General features: G+C 40.1%; 13 protein-coding genes. 6 read left to right on the top strand and 7 right to left on the bottom strand.

Going from position 1 to position 14,328, the window contains the following annotated elements; translation table 11 throughout:
- Positions 1–214: 214 nt before the first annotated feature.
- The gene (locus A0J48_RS15390) at positions 215–2,530 is read right to left on the bottom strand and encodes a cation:proton antiporter domain-containing protein (protein ID WP_200324463.1); all 2,316 of its coding nucleotides are present in this window, start codon (positions 2,528–2,530) and stop codon (positions 215–217) included.
- Between the two features lie 394 nt (positions 2,531–2,924).
- On the opposite strand from A0J48_RS15390, the gene A0J48_RS15385 reads away from it, so the two are divergent.
- Positions 2,925–3,326: a deaminase domain-containing protein gene (locus A0J48_RS15385; RefSeq protein WP_200324461.1), complete on the top strand. Its 402-nt coding sequence runs from the start codon at positions 2,925–2,927 to the stop codon at positions 3,324–3,326.
- A 14-nt stretch (positions 3,327–3,340) separates the two neighbouring features.
- Complete coding sequence (locus A0J48_RS15380) at positions 3,341–3,805, top strand: SMI1/KNR4 family protein (RefSeq protein ID WP_234300941.1); 465 nt, start codon at positions 3,341–3,343, stop codon at positions 3,803–3,805.
- Between the two features lie 269 nt (positions 3,806–4,074).
- Here A0J48_RS15380 and A0J48_RS15375 read toward each other — a convergent pair whose 3' ends face one another.
- On the bottom strand, positions 4,075–4,743 hold the full coding sequence (locus A0J48_RS15375) for a ribonuclease T2 family protein (RefSeq protein WP_200324459.1): 669 nt from the start codon (positions 4,741–4,743) through the stop codon (positions 4,075–4,077).
- 337 nt (positions 4,744–5,080) lie between these two features.
- Between A0J48_RS15375 and A0J48_RS15370 the strand changes: the two genes are divergently transcribed.
- Both A0J48_RS15370 and nblB read left to right on the top strand, forming a co-directional pair.
- A complete protein-coding gene (locus A0J48_RS15370) occupies positions 5,081–5,539 on the top strand; it encodes a CBS domain-containing protein (RefSeq protein ID WP_200324458.1) in 459 nt (152 codons plus the stop codon).
- Between the two features lie 252 nt (positions 5,540–5,791).
- Positions 5,792–6,448, top strand: coding sequence for a phycobilisome degradation protein NblB (nblB, locus tag A0J48_RS15365; protein ID WP_200324456.1), 657 nt, complete (start codon positions 5,792–5,794; stop codon positions 6,446–6,448).
- Between the two features lie 329 nt (positions 6,449–6,777).
- Here the strand turns inward: nblB and A0J48_RS15360 are convergent, their stop codons facing one another.
- The 4 genes from A0J48_RS15360 to rpaB all read right to left on the bottom strand — a co-directional run bounded on the left by A0J48_RS15360 (position 6,778) and on the right by rpaB (position 10,275).
- Positions 6,778–7,527 (bottom strand): PEP-CTERM sorting domain-containing protein, encoded by a 750-nt coding sequence (locus A0J48_RS15360; protein WP_200324454.1) that lies wholly within the window; start codon positions 7,525–7,527, stop codon positions 6,778–6,780.
- Positions 7,528–8,064: 537 nt separating this feature from the next.
- A complete protein-coding gene (locus A0J48_RS15355) occupies positions 8,065–8,583 on the bottom strand; it encodes a DUF456 domain-containing protein (protein ID WP_200324452.1) in 519 nt (172 codons plus the stop codon).
- A gap of 199 nt (positions 8,584–8,782) precedes the next feature.
- Complete coding sequence (locus A0J48_RS15350) at positions 8,783–9,439, bottom strand: cofactor assembly of complex C subunit B (protein ID WP_200324450.1); 657 nt, start codon at positions 9,437–9,439, stop codon at positions 8,783–8,785.
- A 107-nt stretch (positions 9,440–9,546) separates the two neighbouring features.
- Entirely contained in the window at positions 9,547–10,275 is a 729-nt protein-coding gene (gene rpaB, locus A0J48_RS15345; RefSeq protein ID WP_200324448.1) for a response regulator transcription factor RpaB, read from the bottom strand.
- A gap of 169 nt (positions 10,276–10,444) precedes the next feature.
- Between rpaB and radA the strand changes: the two genes are divergently transcribed.
- Together radA and A0J48_RS15335 are read left to right on the top strand one after the other, a co-directional pair.
- Positions 10,445–12,007, top strand: a complete 1,563-nt coding sequence (radA, locus tag A0J48_RS15340) for a DNA repair protein RadA (protein WP_200324446.1) — start codon at positions 10,445–10,447, stop codon at positions 12,005–12,007.
- A 160-nt stretch (positions 12,008–12,167) separates the two neighbouring features.
- Positions 12,168–13,160, top strand: coding sequence for a glycosyltransferase family 10 domain-containing protein (locus A0J48_RS15335; protein WP_200324445.1), 993 nt, complete (start codon positions 12,168–12,170; stop codon positions 13,158–13,160).
- Between the two features lie 232 nt (positions 13,161–13,392).
- On the opposite strand, the gene A0J48_RS15330 is transcribed toward A0J48_RS15335, so the two are convergent.
- Entirely contained in the window at positions 13,393–14,115 is a 723-nt protein-coding gene (locus tag A0J48_RS15330) for a peptidoglycan-binding protein (RefSeq protein ID WP_200324443.1), read from the bottom strand.
- Positions 14,116–14,328 lie beyond the last annotated feature (213 nt).

The raw sequence follows: 14,328 nt of genomic DNA, 5'->3' as shown, positions 1-14,328 counted from the left end.
TGTAAGATGTTATGGTGAAAAAAGTGTGTAGGGGTGTAAGGGTGTAGGGTTGTAGGGGTGATATCAATTAAAAAATTCCTGCCTTCTGTCACCTGTCACCTGTCACCTGTCACCTGTCACCTGTCACCTGTCACCTGTCACCTGTCACCTGTCACCTGTCACCTGTCACCTGTCACCTGTCACCTGTCACCTGTCACCTTTTCCTTCTACCTTCTCATGGAATTTCTTTCACAGTTACTGCCTGTTCATCTCTCATGATAGGAATTGCGAGGGGTAGTCCACAGGAAGCGGTGAAAAATTGCTGAATTTGATTCAAGCCTGACAAGCTACCACAAAACAGCACTTGATCGCCTGTTCTTAATTCCATATTGCCATGAGGAAAGCGCATAAATTTACCATCGCGGCGAATTGCTTGAACTTTTACGTCATACTGTTCATCAGCAGTGACATCAGCCAGATTTATCCCCAAAACAGGACAGTTAGCTTGGACTGTTACCCACTGACAAGCGTTACTTTCTGCCGGAACAGCTGCTTTTCCTTGAGCAAATTCGGCTAAAGCGGCTAATTCCTCATCTGCACCCACCACTAACAAGCGATCGCCCTCTTGTAGTTGAATTTGGGTACTGGGATAATCAATCTCTTCCCCATCAGCGCGACGAATAGCCATTAAACTCACCCCAATTAAATAGCGCATATCTGCTTCTTCCAAAGTCATGCCAATTAATGGGGAGTCAGCGGGTAAGTCATACCAACGCCGGTTTAAATCGCGGGTTACTTGCTGTAGATGTTGGGAAACTTCAGCCGCAGAACGTTCAGGACGCAAATCTAAATAATGGTCTTTGCGAATTTCCTGCATTTTCTGTTGTACTGCTTCTTTGGATAATCCCACACCTGTGAGTAGATAGGCAGCCATTTCCAAACTAGCTTCAAACTCTGGTTGTACCACTTCCTTTGCACCCAGTTGGTACAGTACCTCAATATTTTTATCTTGGGTAGCGCGGACAACTAAATCTAATTCTGGCGATAATTCCAAAGCGCGTTTCAGGGACAGACGAATACTAGCCGGATCAGGAAGTGCGATCGCCATGCCTCTAGCATAATTCACTCCAGCAGTTTCCAAAACGTGAAAACTGACAGCATTTCCATACACATAGGGTATACCAGCTTCCCGTAACTGCTGAATTCTGCTTTCTGACTGATCAATTACCACCACAGGTAACTGGTATTGCTGCAACAACCGCACCAAATTCTTACCAATGCGACCATAACCACAAACCACAATATGGTCTTTCAAAGGTAAATCTTCTGCAAAATCACGCGCTTGTTCTTCCACCAAATAAGGTTTTAACCAAGGCATGGACTCTGCAAAATTAAATAACAATGGCACTAACCGCAACACAAAGGGAGTCAACATTAAAGTGACAGCAGTAGTTCCCAAAGTTAGCAGATATATCCGCCGGGAAACCAACCCCAAAGCTTGACCTTCACTAGCTAGTACAAAGGAAAACTCCCCAATTTGCGCTAATCCCAAACCCGCAATTAAAGCTGTTTTCAACGGATAGCGGAATAACTTTACCAGGGGAGTGATAATTAAAAACTTACCCACAAACACCAAAGCCACCAAACCGAGAATCAATTCCAGGTTTTGCCACAAAAACACCGGATCAATTAACATCCCAATGGCAGCGAAAAACAAACTCGCAAAAATATCTCGCAGTGGTTCAACAATCGTCAGGGTTTCGTCAGCATATTCCACCTCCGAAATCATCAACCCCGCGACAAACGCCCCCATTTCGATAGAAAGACCTAAATATTCAGTTAGCAGGGCAATACATAAACATAAAGTCACCACCCCCAACAAAAACAACTCCCGGCTTTCCGTGCGTGCCAGCAGTCGCAACAAAGGGGGAATTAACCAAATACCCGCCACCACAGCACCCGCAGCAAATAAACCAATGCGTACCAAAGCCGTCAGCACTGCTAAACCAATGGCTTCACCTGGTTCATGCAAAGCGGGTAATACAGCCAGCATTAATCCTAGTGCTAAGTCCTGGACGACTAAAATCCCCAGCATCACCTGTCCGTGGGGTGTTTCCGTCTCGTTGCGTTCCATCAAGCATTTGAGGACAACTGCTGTAGAAGACAAAGACAAAATCGAACCTAAAAATACACCTTTAGCCGGTAAAGTCCCCCAAGCACCTGTCACCCCACACACCACAACAGTGATGAGAATAGTGAGCAGGATTTGTAGTCCTCCACCGCCCAAAGCTATAGCTCTTACCTTTTTCAGTTCCGCAAAGGAAAATTCCACACCCAAAGCAAACAACAAAAAGGCTACACCGAACTGTGCCAAGGTTTCCACCTGGACAACTTCTTTAATTAATCCCAGTCCGGCGGGTCCGACAATCATACCCCCAATCAGATATCCCAGCAGCACGGGTTGTTTGAGCAGCGCGGCCAGCAGTCCACCGCAGGCAGCGACGGCGAAAACTGAAACCAAATCGACAATTAACCGAAAATCCTCTTGCACCAGCTTTAATAAGAAATATAAAGACCTTTATTAACTCAGCATACAAAGTTTTCACTTTTTGCGGGGAGATTCAGGGCTAATAAAATTTTCGGCTTGAGTTTTGTTTGTTGTTCACGCCAAATCGCAACTAGTTAATATATATATTGATGTGTTTGGGAGAGAGGCAAAAAAAAGTTGTTCTTGTTCCTGGTTGAGAGCTTGTTGAGAATATGAGGGGGAAATTCTCAATAATCTTGAGAATGTTGTCAATAAGCCAACGATTTTACAAGGTTCTTGACATCTTGACTTTTTATGGTATTGTAGAGGTGTATAATAAATGCAGATGCTATATCTAAAATTTTACCGTCCTTCTATACAAAAATAATAAAAATTAAAAACAACTGAAAAACTAAATATGGGTTGGTTAGAGCGCGTTGCAGAAATCCGTCATACTTGTAATGTGCCAACACCAGCTAGGAATGTTGCTATTGCTAGAGTATGGATAGATGATAATGATGATAATTTTGAGGAGCTATTCGCCATTAGTGGTAAGCTACAACGAACAGGGGCGGTTGTTTTACCAAAGCAACTGATGTTTAAAACCTTTGAAGTTGGTGGACATCGCAGAGATTTAGATTCAGAGTACAAAATATTAGAAGCGATCGCAAAAAGATTCTCTAATAATAAAGAAATAAAAGCTAAGATTGAATTATTCACAGAAAGAGAGCCTTGTAATTCTTGTGACTATGTAATTAAGCAGTTTAGGGAAACCTTCCCGAATATTCAGCTAAATGTTCACCACGGCAACATTGCTTAAAGGAGTCGGTAGAAATGTTGAATTGCAATTTACCTGCACCAATTGAACTTATTTATAAAGAAAATAAGCTTGTACCATGTTCTGAGTTGGAAATAATTCAACTGGAAAAAACACAAGGTATTAATCTCCCCAGAACTTACAAAGATTTTCTTAAAATAATGGGGCATGGTGCAGATAAATTTCTACGAGGTTCAGATTGTTTTTATGAACATTTACCACAACTTCAAGTATGGGCTAAACAATTGTTGCTAGAAAATGATTTTCCTCAATCTTTACCAGATGATGCCTTTGTATTTTTCATGCACCAAGGTTATCAGTTTAGCTTTTTCCGTCTTTCGGAAGGTGATAACCCACCAATTTACTCATATTGCGAAGGACAGGAAGAATCTTATTTTATTAAAACTCATGATCAGTTCAGTGACTTTTTAGCAGTGGAAATAGACCTTTATTTTCAGTCTTCAATGTCTCTAGCAATTTAAACGTTTTATCGTATCAAATTTATAATCAGCTTTTTCTTTACCTAATATCGCACTTGTCATTTTTTGGAAAAGTTGCTTTTCCTAGTGTCAAACCAAACTACTCACTGCAAATACAGAAACAAACACCACCTCCGTAGGCTTATTAGGTGCTTTTTTATAGGAGATGGTATTAGTTTACTCAAATCAAGTCTCTTGAACTTTTTGAAATTGTTCAACTAATTCTTGCATCTTGCACAAGAAAATCGCTGTAAAAATACGTCTCTACTTTACTACCTCACATTTCTCACCAAAAAATTCGACTGACCGCAACTTTTCTGAGAACGCTTTAAAATTTCCGCACTACAAATACCAGCTTTACCATCTTTAGAAAAGCAAAAGTATACCTCTTTCAAAAACCTACCAGAATCAGAACAATAAGGTGCAATACCATCAGCAGTAAATTTGCTATTAGCAGTGACAAAAGAATTTTTCAAGTCTTTAACCGTCGTGCGGAAAGGCTTTTCAGGACGATTATAGGCTGTGGGAATAACAAGAGAATATTTTAAATTTTTACTTAATGCTAAATATTCTGTAGGTTCTTTACCAGAACAAGTGCCGTGTTTTTCCCATTCATGATCATAAAGTCTCTCATTGGGAAACAAACCCCGGAATTTCTGCTTTAGTAACGTGGGTAATTTTTCCGTTGAACAGTTAGCAGGATAACCTTTTTGATATTGTGGCCACAGACCATGCAACACAAAACCATACTTTTTTCCTGGGTTACACTGTTGGGGGTCACGTTTGGCATTGTTCGCACAATAATCAGGAGACCAAGATAAGGTTAAAACATAAAAATCAAATTTACCGGGAGTTCCACGACTTTGAGCAGTAGCAATATTAGGTAAAGCTAGACTAGTTATTAATAGGGAAGATGCGACGAAAATTTTGTGAATCTGCATATTAACAACCGATGGTCTTGGTACTAAAGGGGTGCAAATTTACATTACCGCATTTTGGTAACAAAAAATTGATAAGTCTATGGAATTATTTGAGAACCATTGCTAGATTCTGCTGATGGTAATAGCGGTTCAATTTACACCGAACTGAATACGACGCAGCAATTTCTGATTTCCAGAAAGCGGCAGAAATATTTTTATGTGTTGATTATTCCAGTCACAAAGTAATAATTGATGGAGTTTATTTATTAAAGTAACAATCTATTAACAGTATTTATTTGTCACACATAATTTCCTACAATAATTAATAAAGACTTTTATAAAAGGTGTAAGTAAAAAAATGCTTAAAACCGTTGCAGACGTGATGAGCCGTGATCCTGTTCTCGTCCGTCCTCAAACTCCTCTAAAAGAAGCTATCCAAATCTTGGCAGAAAAACGAATTAGCGGTTTACCTGTAGTTGATGATGCGAGTAAATTGGTAGGAATTATATCAGAAACTGACTTGATGTGGCAAGAAACTGGTGTAACACCTCCAGCTTACATTATGTTTTTGGATAGTGTAATTTATTTACAAAATCCTGGTGCTTATGAACGAGATTTACATAAAGCATTAGGACAAACAGTAGGGGAAGTAATGAGTAAAAATCCTCTCACTATTACTCCTGAGAAATCCTTAAAAGAAGCTGCAAAAATTATCCAAGAACATAAAGTGCATCGTCTACCTGTCCTTGACAGTACGGGTAAAGTGATTGGTATTCTGACTCGTGGCGATATTATCCGTGCTATGGCCGCAGAATAGGTGACAGGTGACAGGTGACAGAGAAGAGGCAGGGGAAGCAGGAGAAGCAGGGGAAGCAGGGGAAGATTAATAACCCAATGCCCAATGCCCAATGCCCAATGCTCAATAACATATAGGACTCCTATTTGATTATTGAACAAAACTCCGTACATCCAACTCCTCTAAAACCCTATTCCCTGCCTACACAAACCAATATGGCTTACGCCACACTGCGCTATCAGAAACCAAACCGGATTCCTATAGGATAATTAAATGAGTATTTCTGCTGAGTCTGTGAAAGAATTACTGAGTTCTGAGAATTTGGGCGATCGCTTGCGTGCTGTTAATCAAATTCGAGAACTAGAACCTAAAACCGCATTTGAACTAATACAAATCGCTATTGGGGATAAAAATTCCCGTGTCCGTTATTCTGCGGTAAGTCAACTTGATACTTTGGGAGAACAGGATTTAGATTTATCCTTGCAGATATTACGGCAACTACTCAATGATCCAGAAGCAGATGTGCAAGCAGCAGCAGCAGATTGTTTAGGTGCGCTGAAATTACACGCAGCTTTTGAAGATTTAGAGCAGCTTTACCATAAAACCCCGGAATGGTTAGTACAATTCAGTATTATTGCTACCTTGGGAGCATTGGGAGATCCACGGGGTTTTGAACTACTTAAACAAGCACTTGCTTCCGATAACGGTTTAATCCAAACTGCTGCTATCAGTTCCCTGGGTGAGTTGGGAGATGTTCAAGCTGTTCCCCTTTTAGTTCAATACAGCACTAACCCAGATTGGCAAATTCGTTACAGAGTGGTACAAGCTTTGAGTAGTTTAGGTAGTACCGAAGCTAAATCTGTTCTGGAAACTCTGGTTAATGACGAAGTTGAAGCAGTTGCAAAGGAAGCGAAAACAGCTTTGGAATAAAGCTTAATATCCCTGATTTCTTTCTTGATCTTGTCAATCAATGTTATCTAGCAGGTGACAGAGTTAAAAAGCTTTTAGTGTCTACGTTTTATCATCTGTTGATTGATTTCTTAACCACCTTAGCTGTTGCTATAAGTTGGGGATATTTTTGAGGTTCTACAACTAAAAAAAATTGGCCTGGTTGGTAAAGTTGCATTCCCACCAGGTCGATATTTAAAGATTTTAATGTTATGGCCGTGGACAGGGTGGTGAGGACATCAATTGATAATGAAACTCCCACGAAAAGAGGCTTTTACTCCTGACTCCTGCTATAAAAGCAGTCTTACAAATTATGCTTTTACAAGTTTGCGACGACGAGCTAAGGTCATTCCTGCACCAACTAAACCTAAACCTAACATTGTGGTGGGTTCAGGAACTTTAGCAGTGAAAGCAGCACCTGAGAAAGTTAAACCACTTAAGGAGCCACCACCATTGAGAAGTGCCTGTACAGCAGCAACATTTGTATCATTCTTTTGGAAAGTTATGTTTCCTGCACCAGCACTGGTCTCACCAGTTTCACTAACAAAAGTTCCCCAGATTTCAACGTCTACACTGACGTTAGCACCTGACTGGCTGAGTTTATATTTAGCAGAACTCAGATTAAAAACATTTTTATCGTTGACTATGGTCGAGTAATTACCACCGGCAACAATACCAGGAGCCTCACCCAAAACAGGAAGCTCAAGATTACCTAAGTCTAAAAAAGGGTTTTGTGTTGCAAATGCGTCAAAAGAAATGATATCACGGATGCCTGCGGAATTGAAACCTACGAAGCTTCCTGTTTGACCAGAAAGAGCAACTGGAGTAACTGGTCCATTATTAGGAGGAACAAAATCTACGCTGTCAGGTGAGAATGTGAGGGAGTTCTTTGTCAATGTAACGTTACTGCCTAAAGCTCCTGGATAGGTTAGACCACCGTCAAAACTAAACTCACCTACAATAGCAGCAGCTTGAGCAGCACCAGTAGAGGCCAAAAACCCAGTAGCAACAATGGGCAGAGCAGTAGCAGCAGCTAGTACCTTGGATTTAAAGTTAAACATTGTAGTCTAAAGCTCCTATGAAAAGATGTAAGAAAAAATAATTACGTGATTTTCCGAGCAGCAATCCTGTAAATTGTGTAGCAGTTCAAAAGATAAGCGTTTTAACCTGAAATGAAGTCGTTTTCTGTTTTCGTTTAAAAACTAAGCTAGGATTGCTGTGTTAACACTGTCAGGATACTGTAGCTGTTAGCTATTAGTTCCTTGTGTGTTCCCTACATTAGAATAATTACATAGCCAATCAGTAGTTGGCAATATGTACCTAAGCATCTTGATGTAATCTTCATCAAGCATTTAGTTGTTTTTCTCGCATCCGTAAATCTGATCAAGCGTAATTTTACGGCAATAGCCTGAGATGAAGCCAGTTTGGTTAACAACAGTGCTACACCCCCACGCTGGGTTAAAAATCAACAAATCACTTATGTTGTAAGCTTTGCGTTGACCTTGATTTTTTATTTATCCAATCCTTAACGGCATTCCTAGTTATATGAAGCTATGATGAAGAAGTTACCCTTAAAACCATTACTGATACTGAAATTTCTACCCACCATAGACCTGTGGCCATGTAGTCCATAAAAAAACTATCACCGCACCCACCGCGAGAATACCCTGAAGTAAATTTCCTACTACCGTTCCTACAGTTATTCCTATACCAGCTTTAACAGCTTTACCCAAGTCTCTTTGATAAAGAAATTCACCAATAATCGCACCTAAAAGCGGTCCCAGTAACATACCTAATAGCGGACCCCCAAAAGGTAAAGTAGGCAATAATCCGAAAAATCCCAGAAATAAACCGACAAATGCACCAATTTGTCCCCATTTACTCGCACCAGCTTGTTTTGCACCTACGTAACCAGCTAAGAAATCTACTCCCATACTCAAAAGTAGAACAATAATTGTCACAATCAGGGGAATTTTAATTGCTGCCAAGGAACTACTGACGACTCCCCAGATGATAATAGCTACTAATATCAAGCTACTACCAGGAATAGCTGGAACTACTGCACCAATTACACCCACGAGCATTACAGCTACTAATAACCAGTAAATAATTTGCATAATTCGTAATTCAGGGAACAGGGAACAGGGAACAGGGAACAGGGAACAGGGAATAGGCAGAAGATAAGATTCAAGTGTTAAAAGACTATAGTCAAGAATTCTTAATTCTTAATTCTTAATTCTTAATTCTTAATTCTTAATTCTTAATTCTTAATTCTTAATTCTTAATTCTTAATTCTTAATTCTTAATTCTTAATTCTTAATTTCTCTCCCCTACACCCCTTTCAAGCGTTACAGCTAATTTATCAGCAATACCCGCAATCCAGTTTTCGTCTTGTTTGGTGTAACTCCGAGGAGCATTTGCCCCTAAAATTAAAACACCTTCTCTACCAATTGGTTGACAAATTACACCTTGTGTATTTTCTGGTAAATAATCAAATTCAATTTTGCCGGGATAAACTTTCAAAGCTACTAAATAAACTGGTTTGTGTGTTTCTAAAACTCTTTTTAATATTGCTCCTGGTACTACTTCCGACTTAGAGGCCAGAATACCGCGACGTAACAGAACTTTACCTTGGTAATAAACTATGAGCGATCGCGTGACCGTATTCGTCAATAATAAATGCGATGCCCAGGCTAATTCTGTTTTCACGGTTTCTGGTAAATCGGGGGCTAAGACAAAACCTTCCTCTCCAATTAGTTCTACCGTCTCAGGTGTGCGAGGTTGTACTTGCTGCCAAATCAAACCCGTTAAAATTAACACCGCACTCAAAATTACTCCCAGCACATCCCCCCGCGCTTGAGAATCTGTCAGTTCCGGTGTTAACAAACGATTAATCAGCAAAAGTACAGCACCTAAACCCCCGACTACCAAGGGTAAACGCCGCAAAACTACATTAGGATCAGATTTTGTCATTGGTCATTGGTCATTGGTCATTGGTCATTGGGTTATTAATCTTCCCCTGCTTCCCCTGCTTCCCCTGCTTCCCCTGCCTCCCCTGCCTCTTCACTGTCACCTATCACCTACTCCTCTCCTGGTTCAATAATCCTCTGAAAAAGATAACCAGTACCTCTAGCAGTAAGTATTAATTCTGGGTTACTAGGATCATCTTCTAATTTTGCCCGCAACCGTGAGATATGCACATCTACCACGCGAGTATCAACATGACGTTCTGGTGTATATCCCCAAACTTCTTGCAAAATTTCTGAACGAGAAAACGCTTCTCCCGAACGGCTCACCAATAATTCTAGTAGGCTAAACTCCATCCCAGTTAAGCGGATACGTTCATCACCTTTGTAAACTTGGCGTTTATTTGTATCAATTCTAATATTCCCGACATGAATCACTCCAGAACTGGGAATACCAGTTGCACCTGTTTTGTCTACTCGTCGTAAAACTGAGCGAATCCGCGCTTCTAATTCCTTGGGGGAGAATGGTTTGACTACATAGTCGTCAGCACCCAATTCTAAGCCTGTGATGCGATCGGCTACATCACCCAAAGCTGTTAGCATAATAATCGGAACATCAGATTCTTTACGTAATTCTTGACAGACACCATAGCCGTCTAACTTTGGCATCATCACATCTAAAACTACTAAATCTGGTTCAGCTTTGCGAAAAGTTTCTAAAGCTTCTTCGCCGTCACCAGCGGTTACTACATCATAGCCAATCATGGAAAGGCGCGTTTCCAAAATCCGGCGAATGCTGGCTTCGTCGTCTACTACTAGGATTTTTTCTTTATGACTTTCCAAGTTTCCCTCAGCTCCTTAACCAAAATTTTACATGATGAATTTTTAATATCATATTATTAAGATATCATTCCTGCTGTTAATTGGAAAAAGCTCAAATTACTACTGTGATGGGATTTTTCTGGATAGCAACAATTAAGAAAAAATTAAGATTATTTCATAAAATTTAAGCATGGCAAAGCCAAAAACCATTTTTATTTGTAGCAAATGTGGAGCAGAATTCTCCCAATGGTTTGGAAAGTGTTCCAACTGTGACACTTACGATTCTTTAGTAGAACAGAATGCCACACCTTTCGGAGTAGATATACCTAGTCGTGGGGGAGTCGGTAACTGGCACGCTGCACCAGGAGGTATTAAATCATCTGCTAATAAACCCGCTAAACCAAGAGCTTCTCTAACTTTTGATCAAATTAGCGATCGCCAAATTGCGCGATGGGAATCTGGTTATGGAGAGTTAGATCGGGTACTCGGTGGTGGAGTTGTCCCCGGTTCAATGGTGCTTATCGGTGGCGATCCCGGTATAGGTAAATCTACTTTGTTATTACAAGTATCTAACCAACTGGCGCAAAGATACCGTATTCTCTACGTCACAGGGGAAGAATCAGGTCAACAGGTGAAATTACGCGCTTCTCGTTTGGGAATGTCCAAACCGCTCAATGTAGTTACGGAAGAAGCTAAAGATCAGGAAAATCAAACAGATGCAACTGATACTAACCCAGAAAATACAGATGAAGCCATAGAGCCTGTGAGTATGAGTGCTGACCTGTATGTTTTACCAGAAACAGATTTAGAAGAAATTCTCCGGGAAATTGACTCCCTCAAACCCAATTTGGCAGTAATTGACAGTATACAAACAGTATTTTTCCCCGCATTAACATCTGCACCTGGTTCAGTAGCCCAAGTCCGGGAATGTACGGCAGCATTGATGAAAGTGGCCAAACATGAAGATATTACAATGTTAATTGTTGGTCATGTCACCAAAGAAGGCACTATTGCCGGACCAAGAGTCTTAGAACATTTAGTAGATACCGTCTTGTATTTTGAAGGCGATCGCTTTGCATCTCACCGATTATTAAGAACTGTGAAAAACCGTTTCGGAGCTACCCACGAAATTGGTATATTTGAAATGGTTTCACATGGATTACGAGAAGTACCTAATCCTTCAGAATTATTTCTAGGCAACCGCGACGACCCCGCACCAGGAACAGCCATAGTAGTCGCTTGCGAAGGAACAAGACCCATAGTTGTAGAATTACAAGCTTTAGTCAGTCCTACTAGTTACCCTTCTCCTCGTCGGGCGGGAACAGGCATAGATTATAACCGCTTAGTGCAGATTTTAGCAGTATTAGAAAAGCGCGTAGGCATACCCATGTCCAAATTAGATTCCTATGTAGCATCTGCGGGTGGTTTAAACGTAGAAGAACCAGCAGTAGACTTAGGAATAGCGATCGCCATTGTAGCCAGTTTCCGCGACAGAATAGTTGATCCAGGTACAGTATTAATTGGAGAAGTGGGGTTAGGGGGACAAGTGCGATCAGTTTCTCAAATGGAACTACGGTTAAAAGAAGCAGCAAAACTCGGATTTAAACGCGCCATAGTTCCCAAAGGACAAAAATTCCCTGACCTGAAAATTGAGATTTTACAAGTTTCCAAAGTCATAGATGCAATTATTGCCGCAATTCCCCATCAATCTTTGGAAGATATAGATTTACAACCTGATGAAGAGGATGATTGATATTTCAGTTACTAGCCCACCTACACCGTTAGGGTAGCACAAGATTATTGTTTCATCTTCATTTTGTTACACCTAGTGAATATATTTATTCTTTGGTAAAATAGGTAACAGGACATTGCTATATTCTTATATATTGCAATTTTAACAGAGGATTTGAAACATGAAGTTTTGTGAAAAAAACCCGGATGGAGTAGGCTCATTAAAGCACATTCTTTCCGGAGAAGATATACACGGAAAAACTGGACTATCCTATCTTGAATCTCAAGGGTACTACTACACATCAAGACCAGAGGAAGCTGATTTTTTTATCTCCATGAATGGCCAAGTTTTGCCACAGTTTTCTCTGCAAAGAACAATCCTGGTAATTACAGAACCTTACTCCAGATATAGTCAAATGTATGGCGCAAAATATAAGAACATTTTTGGTGGATTTTTAGGAATCAGCAGTTCTAATGGTGCATCTGAAGATGAATTTTATTTAACTCCTCAACATTTTTCTTCACTCCAAGAATACAAACCAGAACCAGAGTATACCCTAGCAATGGTTCATCAAAGATATAAAAAAGAATATAGAAATCTCGAAGGTGACATCGAACGCGAAAAAGCAGTTACCTTTTTTGACAAAGTATTAGGTGATGATTTTCATACCTATGGAAGAGTATGGCAAAAAACATTACCTTGGTTTAATACTGGTTGGAAAGGGATAATTAAAGGCTCAATTATGGGCGATGAAAAATTGCTAACACTGAGAGATTACAAATTTATAATTTGCTTTGAAAATAGCCGAGAAGACGGCTATATCACAGAAAAAATCTTTTCAGCCTTTTATGCTGGGGGAATACCAATATATTTTGGCGCTCCTGACATTTCCAAACATATTCCTCCAGAATGTTATCTAGAGTTTGATGGTTCAGACTACAATGAACTTTACAAAAGAATGATGAATGTAACCCCATCAGAATTTTCTCGCATCAGAGATAATATTAAAGCATTTTTATCATCTCCAGAAGGGCAGAAATTTACATCTGTTGCTTTTGCCAAAAAGCTTGAACATCATTTTCTCCAATTAAAAAAAGTACCAAAATCTTATTACTCGCCCCAAGAATTATGGAGAAAATCAAGATTGATATCCATCAAAAAATTTGGCATTTAACTAATTCATAATATGGTAAGCATTCAGCCATTAGTCCCGTGTTTGGCTTGATAAGAAAATAGGCTGAAAACCCCGATAGCGTAGCGTGGCGTTAGTCTGCGCTTGGTGTCAACCTGTCGTCTAATGGTGAGTCTGTGAACCAAGAATCCCCTCGCTGGCCAGACACTTGCGCGAACGGCTTTAGCCAGGGGAGTGTCAAGCTGATGCTTACCAAAAAAAGCCTCTCAAAAATTTAGGGTTTAGCTGTCGGTGAAGCAGTTGGAGTTGGTGTTGCGGTTGAAGAAGGTGTAGATGTCGGTGTAGGTTTAGCTGAAGGTTTAGTCGTTGGTGTAGGTTTAGATGTTGGTTTAGTTGTAGGTTTAGCCGTTGGTTTATTAGTTGGTGCAGGTTTAGATGTTGGTTTAGTTGTAGGTTTAGCCGTTGGTTTATTAGTTGGTGCAGGTTTAGCTGAAGGTTTTGGTGAAGGTTGAGTTACTGGTTGGCCGATAACTTGCTTGGCCTCCTCATTCAACTTCTGACGCAGCGCCAAGTCAGCAATACCAGTTTCCGTTAGCTGATGTTTTTTTTGATACTCTTTTACCAATTCTTCCATCCGCAGGCTGTAGAATTGATCACGGGGCAGGGGAGGATTAGGCTTTAGTACAGTATTCAAATTCCTTTGGAGAATTTGTACAATGTTGGCAGCAAACGCTTGGGTTTTTGGACCTGCTTTACCATCAACAGGTAGCTTATAACCTTTTTGAAAGTCACTGATTGCTTTTTTCGTTTCTTCATCTGTCAGTGAACCATTGCTGACTTTCACGTTGTATCCTAAACCATGCAATACAGCCCGGAATTCCTGGGGCTTATAATTACGCTGAAGGACAGCAAAAGCTAAATCTGAAATTCCTGCACTAACGGTCACTAGGCAGACTAAAGCAACTGCTGTTCTTGATTTTCCCAAATCACACCACATTGTTAAAACTCCTTTGCATGAAATCAGCAAAATAGAAATGCTAACAACTGTATCTTAAATTTCTTTAAGCTGTGATTTTTCCATTATTTATGAATTTTGATTGATTTGAATGCCATTGATTATTAACGGATATGGATAATTTACTTTTTTACATCTATCAATAGTCTGATGTTTTAACAGTAGAACCGATGATCTGACCATACTTGACATTAA

Origin of the sequence: Sphaerospermopsis aphanizomenoides BCCUSP55 (genome assembly GCF_001586785.1) — a bacterium.
GTDB classification, from domain to species: domain Bacteria; phylum Cyanobacteriota; class Cyanobacteriia; order Cyanobacteriales; family Nostocaceae; genus Sphaerospermopsis_A; species Sphaerospermopsis_A aphanizomenoides_A.
This window is presented reverse-complemented; position numbering and strand designations above follow the sequence as displayed.

Bases quoted from the DNA above. Each gene is read 5' to 3' on its own strand.
- A0J48_RS15350 (WP_200324450.1), bottom strand. From the start codon at position 9,439: ATGACAAAATCTGATCCTAATGTAGTTTTGCGGCGTTTACCCTTGGTA.
- A0J48_RS15385 (WP_200324461.1), top strand. From the start codon at position 2,925: ATGGGTTGGTTAGAGCGCGTTGCAGAAATCCGTCATACTTGTAATGTG.
- nblB (WP_200324456.1), top strand. From the start codon at position 5,792: ATGAGTATTTCTGCTGAGTCTGTGAAAGAATTACTGAGTTCTGAGAAT.
- A0J48_RS15360 (WP_200324454.1), bottom strand. From the start codon at position 7,527: ATGTTTAACTTTAAATCCAAGGTACTAGCTGCTGCTACTGCTCTGCCC.
- A0J48_RS15375 (WP_200324459.1), bottom strand. From the start codon at position 4,743: ATGCAGATTCACAAAATTTTCGTCGCATCTTCCCTATTAATAACTAGT.
- A0J48_RS15370 (WP_200324458.1), top strand. From the start codon at position 5,081: ATGCTTAAAACCGTTGCAGACGTGATGAGCCGTGATCCTGTTCTCGTC.
- A0J48_RS15330 (WP_200324443.1), bottom strand. From the start codon at position 14,115: ATGTGGTGTGATTTGGGAAAATCAAGAACAGCAGTTGCTTTAGTCTGC.
- A0J48_RS15380 (WP_234300941.1), top strand. From the start codon at position 3,341: ATGTTGAATTGCAATTTACCTGCACCAATTGAACTTATTTATAAAGAA.
- A0J48_RS15355 (WP_200324452.1), bottom strand. From the start codon at position 8,583: ATGCAAATTATTTACTGGTTATTAGTAGCTGTAATGCTCGTGGGTGTA.
- A0J48_RS15335 (WP_200324445.1), top strand. From the start codon at position 12,168: ATGAAGTTTTGTGAAAAAAACCCGGATGGAGTAGGCTCATTAAAGCAC.
- radA (WP_200324446.1), top strand. From the start codon at position 10,445: ATGGCAAAGCCAAAAACCATTTTTATTTGTAGCAAATGTGGAGCAGAA.